General features: G+C 45.1%; 12 protein-coding genes and 1 pseudogene. 8 read left to right on the top strand and 5 right to left on the bottom strand.

The window, feature by feature from the left end:
• Window positions 1–19: 19 nt before the first annotated feature.
• Complete coding sequence (locus tag F6K64_RS03490; RefSeq protein WP_008186716.1) at window positions 20–1,135, bottom strand: geranylgeranyl reductase family protein; 1,116 nt, start codon at window positions 1,133–1,135, stop codon at window positions 20–22.
• A 1,384-nt stretch (window positions 1,136–2,519) separates the two neighbouring features.
• Here F6K64_RS03490 and pipX point away from each other — a divergent pair.
• The 8 genes from pipX to rd all read left to right on the top strand — a co-directional run bounded on the left by pipX (window position 2,520) and on the right by rd (window position 10,891).
• Entirely contained in the window at window positions 2,520–2,789 is a 270-nt protein-coding gene (gene pipX / locus F6K64_RS03485; protein ID WP_008186718.1) for a transcriptional coactivator PipX, read from the top strand.
• A gap of 437 nt (window positions 2,790–3,226) precedes the next feature.
• The gene (locus F6K64_RS03480; protein WP_287248583.1) at window positions 3,227–3,814 is read left to right on the top strand and encodes a cell division protein SepF; all 588 of its coding nucleotides are present in this window, start codon (window positions 3,227–3,229) and stop codon (window positions 3,812–3,814) included.
• A gap of 67 nt (window positions 3,815–3,881) precedes the next feature.
• Complete coding sequence (gene proC / locus F6K64_RS03475; protein WP_071986918.1) at window positions 3,882–4,706, top strand: pyrroline-5-carboxylate reductase; 825 nt, start codon at window positions 3,882–3,884, stop codon at window positions 4,704–4,706.
• Between the two features lie 551 nt (window positions 4,707–5,257).
• A complete protein-coding gene (locus F6K64_RS03470; protein WP_008187714.1) occupies window positions 5,258–6,637 on the top strand; it encodes an RNA-guided endonuclease InsQ/TnpB family protein in 1,380 nt (459 codons plus the stop codon).
• 113 nt (window positions 6,638–6,750) lie between these two features.
• On the top strand, window positions 6,751–8,205 hold the full coding sequence (locus tag F6K64_RS03465) for a GumC family protein (RefSeq protein WP_008187713.1): 1,455 nt from the start codon (window positions 6,751–6,753) through the stop codon (window positions 8,203–8,205).
• Window positions 8,206–8,327: 122 nt separating this feature from the next.
• Window positions 8,328–9,674, top strand: coding sequence for a murein biosynthesis integral membrane protein MurJ (murJ, locus tag F6K64_RS03460; RefSeq protein WP_287264853.1), 1,347 nt, complete (start codon window positions 8,328–8,330; stop codon window positions 9,672–9,674).
• Window positions 9,675–9,689: 15 nt separating this feature from the next.
• On the top strand, window positions 9,690–10,634 hold the full coding sequence (locus tag F6K64_RS03455) for a sulfotransferase domain-containing protein (protein WP_008187711.1): 945 nt from the start codon (window positions 9,690–9,692) through the stop codon (window positions 10,632–10,634).
• A 95-nt stretch (window positions 10,635–10,729) separates the two neighbouring features.
• The gene (gene rd / locus F6K64_RS03450; RefSeq protein WP_008187710.1) at window positions 10,730–10,891 is read left to right on the top strand and encodes a rubredoxin; all 162 of its coding nucleotides are present in this window, start codon (window positions 10,730–10,732) and stop codon (window positions 10,889–10,891) included.
• Window positions 10,892–11,090: 199 nt separating this feature from the next.
• Here rd and F6K64_RS03445 read toward each other — a convergent pair.
• The 4 genes and pseudogenes from F6K64_RS03445 to F6K64_RS03430 form a co-directional block, all read right to left on the bottom strand.
• Window positions 11,091–11,487: pseudogene (locus F6K64_RS03445) on the bottom strand (IS701 family transposase); the annotation flags it as partial.
• A 279-nt stretch (window positions 11,488–11,766) separates the two neighbouring features.
• The gene (locus F6K64_RS03440) at window positions 11,767–12,396 is read right to left on the bottom strand and encodes a class I SAM-dependent methyltransferase (RefSeq protein ID WP_008187707.1); all 630 of its coding nucleotides are present in this window, start codon (window positions 12,394–12,396) and stop codon (window positions 11,767–11,769) included.
• A gap of 49 nt (window positions 12,397–12,445) precedes the next feature.
• Window positions 12,446–13,564, bottom strand: coding sequence for a hypothetical protein (locus F6K64_RS03435; protein WP_008187706.1), 1,119 nt, complete (start codon window positions 13,562–13,564; stop codon window positions 12,446–12,448).
• Window positions 13,565–13,737: 173 nt separating this feature from the next.
• Window positions 13,738–15,246: a DNA phosphorothioation system restriction enzyme gene (locus tag F6K64_RS03430; protein WP_008187704.1), complete on the bottom strand. Its 1,509-nt coding sequence runs from the start codon at window positions 15,244–15,246 to the stop codon at window positions 13,738–13,740.
• Window positions 15,247–15,351: the final 105 nt, after the last annotated feature.

The raw sequence follows: 15,351 nt of genomic DNA, 5'->3' as shown, positions 1-15,351 counted from the left end.
ATTAATTATCCTATCACCATTATCCCCCGCTTAATGGGTTCAAGCGCTTCATGGCACGATTTACTACTTCGGAGTAGCGTAATTGCCCACACAGAATGTTGAGCATGATTTGAGTAGCAACGGGTTTTTTAACGCCGACTTTGTACCCAATTCCGGGAAAGCTGTAGAACGCACCAGCGAGCTTAGCAGCCCAACTCATATCAGTTCCCCGTTCTTGCTGCATCACCTGGGTATAGTTTTCTAAGGCATCGGCTTGACCTGCCAAAGCTTGTTGAATGGCCTCAGCTGCTTTCATGCCACTGAACATGGAGGGTCGAATTCCCTCAGCAGTCATGGGATCCACCACACAAGCAGCTTCCCCAGCTAATACAGCATTTTGTGTATGCAGCTTCTCCTCACGTTCCCAGACGCAGATGGCACCTTCGTGCTGTTTACAGCTACTCAGGTCTAAGCCGGATTTCTCCGCATAACCTTTGACTATCTTTTCGATGTCTTTCAGGTCACCACCCCGTAAGGAGCCAAGACCAATGGAGTAGCCTTCGGCTTTAGGAATATTCCAGATAAAGCCATTTTTGACCTGACCAAAGTCAAAATGGATCTCGGTACTATTGGTTTCCGATTTGGGCACCTCTAGGGCTAATGCCAGACGTGACTTACGTTCTTTGAATCCCAACCATTTTGCCATCGGTCCAGTAGCACCGTCAGCTGCAATCACGTAGCGACCTTCAACAGTCCCATTGACAGTGTTGACCTGCCAGTGGTCTCCCTTAAACTCCACCCCTGTAACTGCTGTATTATCTCGAATTTCAGCACCTTGTTTTTGGGCTTGTTGGATGAGATAGTGATCGAAAACATCCCGTTGCACCATCCAAACCGGTTCTTGAGTGTCCAGTTTCACTTCTACTGGGTCATCCATTTTCCAGGTGTAGCGTACACTCTCAGCTTTCAGAGATATGGCAGGTGTAAAGTCGAAATCAAACCACTGTTGCACTTGTGGGGAAACCGCCCCACTACAAGCCTTGTACCGGGGTAAGGATTCTTTTTCTAGAACCACCACAGACTTTCCACCTTTAGCCAGGTGATAAGCAGCAGTTCCACCAGCCGGTCCCGCACCAACGATTATGCAGTCAAACATGATGTTTCTACTTTACTCCTCAAAGATTTATCGATTGAAGTTCACAGACTAACAGCCCAGTGTGTCAGCCTACTATCCAAATTGAGTGACCAAATTGAGTGACCAATTTACCAGGACTTACTCACTAAGATGCCCAGCAATTAAGACAAACTAACGGGCATTGTAAAATCACTATCAATTCATAATAATGACCCTACAAACATTGCAGGGTCGAGATTAGGCTATTAGGAAAATGCTTACCCTTAATCAATAACATCCTGAAAACGCCTAATCATTTATTATCTGGATGCACCTCTACTGATAGTTTTTGTCTCTTGTTCACTCCAGTTTTCAGTCATTAGACTCGTTAATCCGGATAGTTTAGTCTGCTAATTACTAGGGAAATCATTAGCTTATAGAACCATTATCGACCTAGAATTTTTGAAACATGTGGACTTCTGAGCAATCTTTATTAAAATTTCACGAAGTCACAGCCAAAACTATTGCCAAAACTATTAGTGTATTTTTTTTGCTCCCCATCCTCTTCCCCTATGGGCTTCTTCTAAATCCTCAGTCGATCTCCAATCGGTTGGTATCGGTATTGAGGAGTTCAACCAAGGTAGGGGAGATTTGGATTGTGGAGATTTGGGTAGACTTGGTAAGTAAGATCCGATTAGGATTATCTTGCAATTCTAATGCCGTCAGAAACAATATGACCCAATCCCCTAATTGTTCTCCCTGGCGAACTATAATCCACCAATCAAGCTATTATCTCTATAACTTGGTTAAAGTCTTTAGGAATTGTTAGGGTCTTGCTGACTCCTAGTCTTACCTAGATTAACTAACGAACCAAACCCCTGGGTAAGCATTCAGCCGTCAGCTATCAGCTATCAGCTAATGCGCTACGCCCACGCTACTTGAGGTGCTATTAGCTAATGCGCTACGCCTACGCTGTCTTGATGCAAAGCGCGAGTGGGGGAAACCACGGCAGTTGCTCATCGGGAGGGGCTGCGTGGGTCACCTGCGTCCGCACCTTGAAAGCCCCGTGGTAACCCCCTTTGGCGGCACTGCCTCCCCGTGAGGCCACTGCATCGCTACTAGAGGTGCTAGCAGGCGCTTTAACTGCACGGGGTCGGATCAGTAAAACGAGCAGGGATTTTAAACCAGCCGTACCAGCACCCCCGATGCTGGTTTACTACCGACCGTTGATTAGCTGACGGCACCTCAAGTAGCGTGAGCAATACGCGATGCGTGGCCATAGGCCAAGGCTCAAGACTGATAGCTGAATGCTTACACCCCTGGCACAATATCACTAACCTGACTAAGGGAAAGTAAGTCATGGAAATGACTTATTTGACCATTACCAGATAGTTCGGTGCTCAAGTCCCGCCTAATATGGATTTTGATGAGTTCTGAAAACTACCTCAATCACCCCAATTTTGGTCTACTGTTTCGAGTTTGCATTGTTGAAGAACAACAAGAGTTGTTCACTACGATCTATGCCCACAGACTTTTCTTTTTGGTGAAAAGTACCACCAATGGTATTGCCTTTGAGCCAATCAGTCGTTCTGAGGCTCGGCTGTTGGTAGAAAATCGCCTTCGCTTACTTAGGCGCAGTGGTTCATCGGCTGACTATGAGCAGCTTCGGATTATCCATCAGCAAACCTTCCAATAAGTTCCATTAGGAAACCCGTTCGGGTTAATTGGGAGACTCCTTGGAGCCGGACAAGGTGAATGGGCTGATATTACCGCCAGAAGTAGGTATAAACGATGATTGTGAGGGTTTTCTGAAATTAGGTTATGGCTAGAGCCTTGTAATGGGGTAGTATATACCCAACCACATCCATCATCAATATTGCCCTCTTATATATAATGGCATAACCTTTTGCTAAGTGTTGGTTTCGACAACTACACCCCGAGCAGAAGGCAGATATATATTCTATATTGATAACCTTGTGGTGTTCTCAAGGGTGAAAATTATTAAGTAAGCTTATGGGGTAAGTTAGACTGTTTACGTTCTAGTCTAAGCATCTACTCAAGACTGCTGCCCTAGAGAAGGTCGATTATCGGTTTTGCAGAAGCTTACACTAAAGTTGTGATGGAGAGTTGACTATGAGCGGTATTTTTAATAAGCTGCGCGATTTCGTCGGTCTGAATGAGCCAGTGGAATACGAATACGAATATGAAGACATGGAGGGGGATGCCTACCCAACTCCCTACCCACAAGAGCAACCGGTGCAACCGCCATCAGAGGAGGAACGTCCAACCAGACGTCGTTCTCGGGAGCGGACAACGGTATCAGAAGCAGGCGTAGGGCCATCTCCCATCAATAATGTGATTGGCATGCCTGGAGCAGTCAATGGCATTTCAGAAGTGGCAGTGATTGAACCTCGTTCCTTTGAAGAAATGCCCCAAGTGATTCAGGCACTGCGGGAACGGAAGTCGGTGGTCTTAAACCTGACCATCATGGATCCAGACCAAGCACAACGAGCGGTGGACTTTGTGGCTGGTGGGACTTACGCTATTGATGGTCATCAAGAGCGTATTGGTGAAAGTATTTTCTTGTTCACACCAAGCTGTGTTCAGGTAAGTACTCAGTCTGGTGTGATTCATGAGATACCTACTCCCCAGGCCCCTCCTTCCCGTCAGACAGCTCCGTCACCAGCCTGGGGTTCTGAGCCAGATCAGATGGCTCAGTAAGAGTCAGGACTTGACAAGTGTCTAGTGTTCAAGAATAACATTAATATTTGAAAAGAGAGGTGTTGGGTTGCCTATAAAACTTGGCATAATTGGTGGCGGTGTCATGGGAGAAGCCCTCCTATCCCGTCTACTTGCCCAACAACTTTACCAGCCTGATCAGGTCTTGGTGAGTGAGCTGCTGGAGCAGCGCCGTGATGGTTTGGCGCAAAAATACGGGATAAGGGTCACTGCCAATAACCAAGCGGCAGCGGCAGCATCAGAGGTTTTGTTACTGGCAATTAAACCTCAGGTATTTGAAGCGGTAGCGGCAGAACTGGCAATGGGTAGAGGTGACAACGGTCACAGCTTAGGAACGTTGCCAATGGTGATTTCAATTCTAGCTGGAGTGCCTCTGGAACGACTGGAAACCGCTTTTCCATCCCAGTCAGTGATCCGGGCAATGCCTAATACTCCTGCAACAGTTGGGGCGGGAATCACAGCACTAGCTGCTGGAAAATGGGTTTCGCCTGATCAAATGGAGCGAGCAAAGACAATTTTTAGGGCTGTTGGTGAAGTAGTCGAGATTCCGGAACACCTGATGGATGCGGTGACCGGTTTATCTGGGTCAGGCCCAGCTTATGTGGCGATTTTGGTGGAAGCCCTAGCAGATGGGGGCGTGGCAGCTGGATTACCCAGAGCGATCGCATTGCAGTTGGCACAGTCTACAGTATTGGGGACAGCCCAGCTGTTAAAGGAAACTCAAATACATCCAGCTCAATTGAAGGATCAGGTTACTAGTCCTGGGGGAACGACAATTGCTGCGATCGCTAAGTTGGAGAAGGCTGGTTTTCGCTCGGCTTTGATTGAAGCGGTTTTGGGGTCTTATCAGCGTTCTCGGGAGTTGCGGGGTTGAAGGTTTAAAGTTTGAGGTTGGAGGTTGGAGGTTGGGGGTTAAAGGTTGAAGTTTAAAGGTTAAAGGTTGAAGGTTGAAGGTTGAAGGTTGAAGGTTGAAGGTTGTGGGTTGTTCGCCCTTAGCGTTCCCATAGGGTAGGTTGTTAAGGCTTGGCGTCCCTTGTAGGGTAGGTTGAAAATTGATCAAAACTGATTGAGATTGTCAATCTTAAGCTCAATTAGGCTACGCCGTTGTTAGTTGGTCTTGGCTAACCCCATCTGGATCTGTAGTCCTATGGGGGTGTTATTTTAATTAATGGGCAAAAAACTATTGTGTGCGTCATCTAGTTCTGTCATCTAGTTCTATAATAAATGGCAGCTAAAGGATTTATGCCATTGGTCGCCATCGTTTAAAAGCATGGGATCTGAACTACCAAAAATACTGGGAACGTGAGAGCCTCCCTTTTCAAAAGGGTTTACGGTTTCGTCTCCGGGATGAAACTCCCGGGACGGGGTTTACCCCGCCGTATCTATTCCAATAGGTTATAATAAAGAGAGGGAGGTGATAGTAAGATGTACAAAACAATTCCAGTAAAAGCAACGTTTTCAGACGAAGAAAATGCTTTCTGGCTATTTCAGTGTGAGCAAGCGAATAGCTTGATAAATTGTGCAGTCTATTACTCCAAACAGAAGCATTATAGTTGGTTGAAACAGCAACCAGAGGCATTTACAACTTACTGGCGGGGGGATGAACTGCGCTATGGTTGGAAGACTTACAAGTGCGCCCTCAAGTATGCTGAGCTATGCAACAGCTTGAAAGACAACCCTCATTACAAGGCAATGGCGGCTCAGTCAGCACAACAAACTCTTAAAACTGTAGCCGAGTCAATCACTAGCTATAACCAATTAGTCAGCCTTTACTACAAAGGCCAAGTCGATAGACCAAAACTGCTTAGGTACCGCAAGAAAGGCGGGCTAGCTGCCGTCACTTTTCCCAGACAAGCGCTCAACTATAAGAACGGTTTGTTTTACCCGTCGATCAGCAAGGAAAGTAGACCTGAACTGCTTACTGAGATCGCCTTAGAACCTCCAGGGTTCATAGATCCAGATTGGGTCAAACAGGTTACTATTCGCCCGTATCTAGGCCAATTATGGATCGATTGGGTAATTGATGATGGAAAACAACCGGTGGAAAATAATCCCAATCTAGACTATTTCCAAGCATGGAGTTTTGATCACGGCGGGGACAACTGGTTAACCGGAGTTTCAACCCATGGGAGAAGCCTGATTATTGATGGCAGAAAGCTCAAGTCTCTGAATCAGGCTTATGCCAGGTTGGTTGCCAAATATAAAGCTGGAAAGCCTGAATTATACTGGGATTCAAACTTAGATCGTGTCCAACGCAGAAGAAACAATCAAATCAGGGATGCGATCAACAAAGCCGCCCGTTTTATTATTAATCGGTGCCTGAGCGATTGCGTTGGAAACCTCGTCATTGGTTGGAACGAAGGACAGAAAGATTCCTCAAGCATGGGGAAACGGGGTAATCAGAATTTTGTGGTCATTCCAACAAAAAGACTGATTGAACGACTGAAACAGCTTTGTCCTGAGTATGGAATTAAGCTAACAATTACCGAGGAAGCGTACACCAGCAAAGCGTCTTATCTTGACTCCGACAGCCTCCCAAGACACGGCGAAAAACCCAAAGGATGGAAACCGTCGGGCAAACGAGTTAGGCGTGGTCTGTACAAAACTTCTAATGGTTGGCTAATTAATGCCGATTGTAACGGTGCTGCAAATATAGCTAGAAAAGTAGCCACACAGTTAGGTCTTGACCTGACCAAGGTGGGTAGGGGAGCATTGACACTACCGCACCGGTATGATCTTTTCAACTCTATGAAAAGATCATATAGGACGAGAAGCTACAAGGCACGGTTTCAACCTGCCTTGTAGGAACCTTGTAGAATCCCCTGTGCTTCAGCCGGGGGAGATGTCAAAATCACAAAATATTCATAATTTAGTCTGAATGTAAATTTGTGGACTGCATCTATTTTGATGACAGACAGATGACAGAATCTTCAATTCCGATTCGAGCCCTACCAGAAGCACGCCAACGTTCTCGACCCAATGGGTTGAAATGGTTTTCCTACATAAGTTTGGGGATTTTGAGCAATGCTGCTATTTTGGGTTTAGCTTTTTTTGTGCTCGAGCAAATCCCTCCAACTTACACCAGTAAGGCAGCAGCAATTATACCTGGTGTGGGTTCTCAAGGATCTGTTCAACTCCCTGGAGTCGGTCAAGCTTCCTCCAATCCAGGTGAGAAATCTCCTTACGGATATCTTTTAAAGGTAGATCCACGACAAAACTACCAGTATATCGCCATGAGTGACGTCGTATTAACTGAAGCTGCTGCTGCTGTTAATACCTCAGTCAAAGATTTTGAAGAGTTTGCCAAGCCAAGGGTTTATTTGGATAGAGGTACCACTATCATAGAGTTTGAAGCGGATGGCAAAAGCCCATCGGACGCTCAGCGAAATACTCAGGCTTTTTATCAAGCTTTAGTCAAGCGGATTGATTACTTAAGAGCAGAAGAATCAGCTCGTCAGGATAACAAGACGTTGCTAGCTTTAGACTCTGCTAATAGTAACTTAAAAAACGCCCAAACAAAGCTGTCTCAATTCAAAAAGAAGTCACTGCTCAAAATTTCTGAACAAATCAATAACCTTTCAGAAGAAGTAGAAAGGTTGCGAGTGCAGCGTGCTAATTTATTGGCTCAGCAGCAAGCGGCTACCTCTGGATTAAGGCAGCTAGAAGCTAACCTAAGGTTGTCAACTGACCAAGCAGCCGATGCTCTGATGCTTCAGGATGATGAAGTGTTTAAAAAACTTTGGCAAAACTATAGCGATATTAGTGCTAAGCTAACGATACTAAATTCTCAATGGACACCAAACAGCCCTCAGGTGATTAATCTCAAAGCTAAGAAGCAAGCGGCGCTTGAGGCATTACTTGCTCGTAGCCAACAGCTATTGGGCAAGGGGATGGATGTTCAACGTTTGGATAATCTCAATTTAGGCTTAGATGCCCAGACAGGTCGAGCAAATCTGGCACAAGTGTTAATCAACCAGAGAGCTCAACAGCAGGGACTAACCGGTCAAGTGAACACCTTGGCAGAACAAATTGCTCAGCTAGAGTCCAGACTTCAGACATTGATTCAGGAGCAGTTAACCCTGACTGAGCTTGAGCGAGAGGTGCAAATCTCTGAAGCTATATTTACGGCGAAGTCGGCTCAATTAAACCTGAATAAATCGGATCATGCTACTGCTTATCCAACCCTGCAATTGTTAGTAGAGCCGAACTTACCGAAAGAACCTGTTGGTAATACCAAAAAAACGGTAATGTTGGGAGCTGTGGCGCTTTCCCTGTTAATGACAACTGGCCTGGTTATCCTGGCCTGGGAAAAACCAAGTTCTAAGACAGACGCTCCTAAAGATTCCCCTCCGGTACTTCAACCTGAGTCTTAAACCAGTGAATTTAAACGTAGCAACAATTTGGATCTAATTGTTGGAAACTACTAGCACGGAAAACTAACAGAGAAAGACCCCAAGTCTGCTACCTTAATCAGGTGTTGGCAGTAAGTAATCTGATGAACCTATCCAACCGTATAATCAAAGGGTGGAAATCTCCCACGCTGCGAGTGATGTCTCTGACCTTCTTCGGTATGCTACTGGCGTGGGTTGCGGACATTTTGATGGCGGCGAAACTGGGGACTAGTCAAACCACAGATGCCTTGATTGTTGCCCTCAGCTTACCGCGACTAATTGATACCGTGAGCCGGGAGGGAACCAGACAAAGCTTGGTTCCAATGTTCATGGAGCGTCGAGATGCTCTGAATCACAGGGAATATCATCGCTTGGTCAGTGGCATTGTCAACTTAGCTTTAGTACTCGGTGTTAGTCTAACTGTTCTGTTGGAAATTATAGCGCCATTGATTATAACTGGGTTAGCCCCAGGATTTTCTCCAGAGGGTAGAGCACAAGCAACGTTTTTATTTCGGATCTGTGCGCCAATGGTTTTGTTTGCTCCTGGGATTGCGGTCTTTAGTGTGATCCTCAACAGCCAAAGGCGCTTTAGTGCGGTAGCTCTGCGGAATGCGATCGCACCAGGTTTCGTAGTGGCTGCCATTGGGTTGGCATGGCAACAGTCTAGTATTGCTCTGTGGATAGCGATCGCTTATACCTTGGGATTTGGTGGATTCTTTGTGCTGGTATTTCTAGATGCTTTTAAAGCGGGACACCAACATCAATGGTTGGCGTGGGCTGGCAAAGATGACCTCCTGCGTCTGTGGCAAGCAGGTTCTTTACCCACTATTGGTTTTGTTATTAAGCTCGCATCTAATCTAGTCAAGAGCCAGATGCTGCCTTCCTTAGTAGCAGTTGGCGGGGTGTCCACATTCTACTTTGCAATTCGGATCGTCTCCGCTGCTCAAACGATTATTGGTGTCAGTATTGCTACCACCAGCTTGCCTGCCATGACAGAGCATGACTTAGCTGGGCATAAATCCCGGTTGGGATCGGCTTTGCGCAAAAACTTGACCAAAACTCTATTAGTAAGCTTACCTGCAGTACTTTTTATTGTGGTATCCCATGGAGAAATCATTCGTTTGCTATACGGACATGGTTCTTTTGAAGCTACCTCTATTGAGCAGACGTCTCAAGTATTCTTTTGGTTAGGGCTGTCCTTGGCATTTATTTCTCTAATCCCCGTGCTTGAAGCTGGTTTATATGCTCAGAGAGCTTATGGTTTGGTTGTCTGGAGTATGGTGACCATGGCATTTGTAGGGGTTGCTCTGAGTTGGTTATTTTGGCAAGTTTGGGAATTAATTGGTATTGCTATGAGTTGGCCTGTTATGGCTATTATCTATGTGATACTCATCATCTATCTACTCCATCGAAAGGGTGTTTCTCTGCTGCAAAAACATCACAGTGAATGAGGGGTAATAAAATCTATGAATAGTTCAAGTTTTAAACAGCACTCTTACTTGATTATTGGAGGCACGACAAAAGCGGCAACCACATCACTATTTTATTATCTAGCTGATCATCCTGAAGTTTGTACCTCTAACCTCAAAGAAATTCGCTTCTTTTTGGATCAAGATTATCCAGAAGCTTCAAACTATCGATATGAAGATGGTCTAGAAAAATATGATGATATTTTTCGTTATGCTCAGTGCTCCAATGTCGAAAAAATTCGGATGGAGGCAACACCAGACTATCTTTACTCATCAGGTACACCCCATAAAATAAAACAATCTCTACCAAATGTTAAACTTATATTTATCCTACGGGAACCGGTTTCTCGCTTAATCTCTTGGTATAAATTTGCTAAACAGAAAGAGTATCTTCCTCAAAATATCAGCTTTGATAACTATGTTGACCAGCAATTAATTAAAGATAATTTTGAGCACGAAAATACCTATACCTATATGCGTTCCCTTGAGCAAGGGCGTTATTATGTCTACTTAAAACCTTACTTTGAGTTATTCGGATCCGATAGAATTTATGTGGCTTTTTATGAAGAATTATCCCGTAATCCCAAATATGTGCTTGAAAAAATTTGTCGATTTGCAGGAATTGATTCCAGCTTCTATGGGGATTATCTCTTTAAAGTATATAATCCCAGCAAGGCAGTAAAAAATTGGTGGTTTCACCGGAATTATGAGCAGTTTTTAAAGTGTATGCGTCAATATACCCAAAACAAACCCATTCACAAAGTTTTGAGGAAAATTCGACGAGCCTTGGATCCGATCTATTTACGCCTTAATGTGCAGCCTCAGGAAAAGGTGTCGATTTCACCAGCTATCAAAAATGCTCTTACTATGTATTATAAACAGGAAGTTACAGCATTGGAAGAACTACTTGGTCGCTCAGTGCCATGGGAGTCATGGAATTAATTTATAAAAAAACAATAACAAAGAACACTAACGAAACAACGGGACACGATATGATCAGAATCATGAGAGAAGAACACTAATTTAGGAGAATATCCATGAAGAAATATGTCTGTACCGCTTGCGGCTATGTATATGACCCAGAGGTAGGGGATCCAGATAGTGGCATTGCACCGGGCACACCCTTTGAAGACATTCCAGATGACTGGGTATGCCCGGTCTGTGGGGTCGGTAAGGAAGATTTTGAACCGGAAGAATAGTAACATCCTTATTGTCGTAATCGGTGGCACTGCCACCGTGTCTTGATGCAATAGCGAGTGGGGGAAACCACGGCAGCGCGGTCATGGGGGAGACCCCCAAGACCGCGCTGCCTCCCCAAGACCGCGCTGCATCGCTTTTTTTGATCAAAAATCGTGAGAGGCCAGAAAAACTGGTCTTTTAGTGGGACTTAAACAAAAATCAAGCCCAAATGAAGCCTAAACTGGCTTTATAAGCAGCAAACACCTCCTGATTGTGAGTTAGTTAGCCAATTAAAGAAACGAAAAGACATAGCTGTACGGAAAGCCTCCAAGGCTTCTGTAAAAGTATTCATTCGCGTAGCGTGGCCAAGGTTTGGAACGCCCATCGCCAAAGTAATCCCCCGGTTAACTTATGCCAAAGAATAAAAATATAGGCACAAAATACTAGAATAAAATGGTGAATTAGACTTCTTTTATCCCTGACTTGGTATTCTTTCAACCCTAGCCAACCCTTGGCTTCCCAAGAAAATACTTCCACCCAATTTCTTTGGGAATAGGTCATTACTATCCACTGTTTTGTTACTTTTTTTTGCCTCAACATTGGTGATCAAATAATCACGGTGCGCGCCTCCTAGGGCGAGTAAATCGCCCTTTCGACGTGAAAGGTTGATCCATCATAGATTATACCATAATTTTGCTCTTTTTATCGTTTAAGTCCCGATAGTTGCTGTCCCCAATGATTGTAAACTTCTCCTGATTAGATTTTAGAGATCTATTGTCGAAATCCTTGACTAAAAGACATTTGATCGATTTACCCATAGTATGGAACCAGTCTCCAAGAGTCCCTAAGTGTTAATGCAATATTTGAGACCTCAAGAATAGAGAAGATGGTAGGGTCATTTCTTAATGATGGGAGCTCCGATTGTTTTGTAGTCCCAATACTGAGAAGGTAGGGGTGGATTTACATCAACAACCTCAAAATCGATCTTGGAAAAGCCAGCTTCTTGCAATAGTTTTTGATGTGCTTCTGGTATTTCAGTGGCAACCCGTGAAAAATAAGTAAATGTTCCATTTTTTTTGAGTAACCGACCCGCTTCCTTAAAAAAATCGTGTTGGTGGAAACTTCCTGCATCCTCTGGAGTTAGTGGGACAGTATCAAACAGAATCCCATCAAAACTCTCATCATCAAAACGTGAACTAACCTCTTGCCAAAAACCTGGGACAATTTCCATCCTACCTATCCTCAAGGCTTCAGGGAATTTTTGTTGCGCGAATTCGCGTACATCTGGGTGGGCTTCAAGGATCGTATGTTTCTCAATGTCGGGGGAGTCTTGAATAAAACCTGCTGATAATCCAAGTCCAAAGCCTAATTCTAGTACTTGTCCGCCATTTGAAGTTGCGATTGAAGCCAACTTCTTCATATACGGAATTTCCCAGTCCTGCATTACTTCGACACCATTAACGCTCAATTGATCGGGAGTATAAATGGCTTTTTTTTGTATCCAATTTTGTTGCTTGGTATCCAATTTTGTTCCTTAACTAGCTATGCTCGCTGCATATTGAAACTACCCAAATTTAAAAGTAGGATTTCAACATACCACGCCTGCGTACATCACAAGTTGCACAATGTAACCCACCTCCAAAAACATAATGGTCTTTAAAGTCCACTAAAATTGGCTTTAAGCCTATCTCTTTAAAAAACTTAATCGTTGGTTCCTCACTCTTCTCCACAACCACTCGCTCCTGATCAATCATCAGAATATTCATAGAAAGCCAGCGGCTGGACATATGAAATTCGGCGTTTGCTACGCCCCTGGGAGGATAAAGAATTTCCCATCCTCCCTGCTTAAACATCTCTAGGATATCCGGTGAGATGCACGGACGGTCAGGGCAAGACAAGACACGCCCTTCGCCGATGGGAACCCAAGTTGCATCCATATGTATGGGAGCTGGATCACGGAACTTGACTGTGTGGACTCGGTACTCCGAGCCAAGATGCCTCTGCATCCACTGAATTCCCAAGTCGTTGGTGACGTGGCTCCTCTGTGCCAAGATGTCTCTGCCGAAGCGAGTGAAATCAGCTGCATCGAAGCAAGGTTCTGACTCGGTAGTAATGAAGCGCCCATTCAAAGGACCAACGCTATCTGGTACACCAGATTCCCCCCGGAAAAAGGCCATATCTTCTTCAGGATAGTCCCAATCGTAGAGGGCATCAGACATTTTGGGCTTGGGAGCCGCTGTCCAGCCTGCTCCCTGCTGGAAATATTCCTGAATCAGGGGACGATAGCGCAAGAACTCGAAATAGCGGCATCTTTGAGACATAGGCGCTTCGATGATTTCCTCGCCCACAACAAGCAAGACATCCCTCACATCAGCATTAAAGAATCCCGCTGATGTAAAATAAGGTGTTTTAAAAATATGATGGGCATAATCAACAGCTTCTGGTCGTCGTACAATGACACCTTCTCCTTCAAGCACTTCTTGAAGGTTATCTAGAGCTTTGGCGGCTTTCTTCACCAATTCTGTGGGGTAGGGTTTCCCCCCATGCTCTCGATAGAAGCTCCAATAGTCCTTTCGTATGAAGGTTTTTATGTCATGGGTTAAAACAGGGGCTGTAACCCCGTCAATAGTTCCCACAATTATTTCTTCGAGAGGGTCCCATTCGTTATAGCTACAAATCGAGGGAATGTTCATCTTAAATCATCATCTATGGGCGTATATAGGCGAAACTTAGAGATTATACCAAATCCGGTTCGCATATGTACCTTTTCTCAAATAGCAGGGGGACAGGGAGCAGGGGGCATGGGGGAAAAATTAGCGACAATCATAAAGCCACTCTCACAACCCCCCAATCGCATTCTTGGCAATTAGCAATCTGGCACTCCATAGCGCTGCTGAATTTCCAGCAATTTTACCCTGGCCTGCCCAGCATTATCCGCCAACTCAGCAAACTCCAAAAATCGCTTCAATTCCTTTTTCAACAAACTCCGTTCCACTTCCCAAGTTTCCCGTCCCAAATCTGGGGGCAAAACAATCATGTCAAATAACGTTGCCCGTTCCTTACCTGGGTGCGGTCGCAACACTCGCCCCCGCCGCTGAATAAATTGGCGGGGATTGCTACTACTTGCCAGAATTACCGCAGTTTCAATGGATGGAATATCCACCCCTTCATCCAAACATCGAATTGCTACTAACCCCTGCAACTCCCCCCGCTCAAATTGACGACGTAATTCCTCCCGTTCTGCCAACGGTGTCTGGGCAGTGTACGTGTTGACCCGATACCCCAGTTGAGAACCTAGTAACTGGGTTACTGCTGCTAACTGACGGTTGCTTTCATTACTCACTTGCCCATCTACCGAACCATCCCCACAATAAAACAAGGTATGGTAGGTGTTCAGTCGCTTAGCCATTAACCGCTGCAACGCCCTTAACTTGTTTGCCGCCGCCCCAACTAACCGAGCTCGTTGCATCAATAACGATGTTAAAGTAGTGTCATTTTCTATATCGTCTGCTTCCCCTAATGCCCAACCAATCCGTTGAGTTAACTTAGCATAGGCAATATTTTCCGCCTCTGTTAATTCCACGAACACCGGATAGTAGAGGTAACGCACTAGCGCTCCTTGGCGAATAGCATCGGCTAAGGTCAGTTCTGGTTGTAATACCGAACCAAAATAGTCAAACAATGCTTCTGTTCCAGCTTCATCAAAATACCGTTCCGGTGTAGCTGACAGACCAAGGCGCAGTCCAATGTTACGGGGTAAACTCTTTTCGATGCGGGTAGTCCCGAAATTATGGGCTTCATCTCCCACTATCAGGGTTTTTTCAGGAAAATACTTCAGCTGAGACTGGAAACCCTCCTTGATCAGGGTAGAATTGGTAGTGATTATGGTAATAAACGATTGTTTCCCAACCTGGAGGTTGTATAGCTGGGCAGATAGTTGACTCTGCCAGCTGTAGACACTCTCGAAGGCTAATATCGGTTCTAGATTAAAGTGTTCGCATTCTCTTGCCCACTGGGTGACCAAGTGGCGGTAAGGGCAAACTACCAGCAACAGCTGTAAACCAATTTTTTGATACAGTTCCGTTGCGATCGCTAAAGCAGTAATAGTTTTACCACTACCCGTTGCCATTTTCAGGGTTCCTCGTCCCCGATGGGCAAACCAATTTGCCACCGCTTGCCGCTGATACTGCCGCAGCTGAATATCCGGTGGTATCCTAGGGCATCCCTTGGGTGAGTGAGTCTCAAAGGAGAGCGGTAATTGGTAAGCTCCCCCCGATTCAGCTACTGTGATGTTAGGGGAGGGCTGATAGTATCCTCGTGCTGCTACACTTTCCCAGTCCTCTGATACCACGAATGGGAATTTGTTGTTCCTCATTGGTCATTGGTCTTTTGTTATTTGATAATTGGTATTTAGTATTTGCTATAGCATTTTTATTTGAGTTGTGAACATAGGATTAAAGTAACAAGGGAGCAGGGAGCA

The organism is Moorena sp. SIO3A2 (assembly GCF_010672265.1).
Taxonomy (GTDB): Bacteria; Cyanobacteriota; Cyanobacteriia; order Cyanobacteriales; family Coleofasciculaceae; genus Moorena; species Moorena producens.
Note: the sequence above shows the minus strand (reverse complement) of the source record. Positions and strands in the feature narration are given on the sequence as shown.

Coding starts and splice junctions, on each gene's coding strand:
- F6K64_RS03490 (WP_008186716.1), bottom strand. CDS start 1,135: ATGTTTGACTGCATAATCGTTGGTGCGGGACCGGCTGGTGGAACTGCT.
- pipX (WP_008186718.1), top strand. CDS start 2,520: ATGAGTTCTGAAAACTACCTCAATCACCCCAATTTTGGTCTACTGTTT.
- F6K64_RS03480 (WP_287248583.1), top strand. CDS start 3,227: ATGAGCGGTATTTTTAATAAGCTGCGCGATTTCGTCGGTCTGAATGAG.
- F6K64_RS03470 (WP_008187714.1), top strand. CDS start 5,258: ATGTACAAAACAATTCCAGTAAAAGCAACGTTTTCAGACGAAGAAAAT.
- F6K64_RS03465 (WP_008187713.1), top strand. CDS start 6,751: ATGACAGAATCTTCAATTCCGATTCGAGCCCTACCAGAAGCACGCCAA.
- murJ (WP_287264853.1), top strand. CDS start 8,328: ATGAACCTATCCAACCGTATAATCAAAGGGTGGAAATCTCCCACGCTG.
- F6K64_RS03455 (WP_008187711.1), top strand. CDS start 9,690: ATGAATAGTTCAAGTTTTAAACAGCACTCTTACTTGATTATTGGAGGC.
- rd (WP_008187710.1), top strand. CDS start 10,730: ATGAAGAAATATGTCTGTACCGCTTGCGGCTATGTATATGACCCAGAG.
- F6K64_RS03435 (WP_008187706.1), bottom strand. CDS start 13,564: ATGAACATTCCCTCGATTTGTAGCTATAACGAATGGGACCCTCTCGAA.
- F6K64_RS03430 (WP_008187704.1), bottom strand. CDS start 15,246: ATGAGGAACAACAAATTCCCATTCGTGGTATCAGAGGACTGGGAAAGT.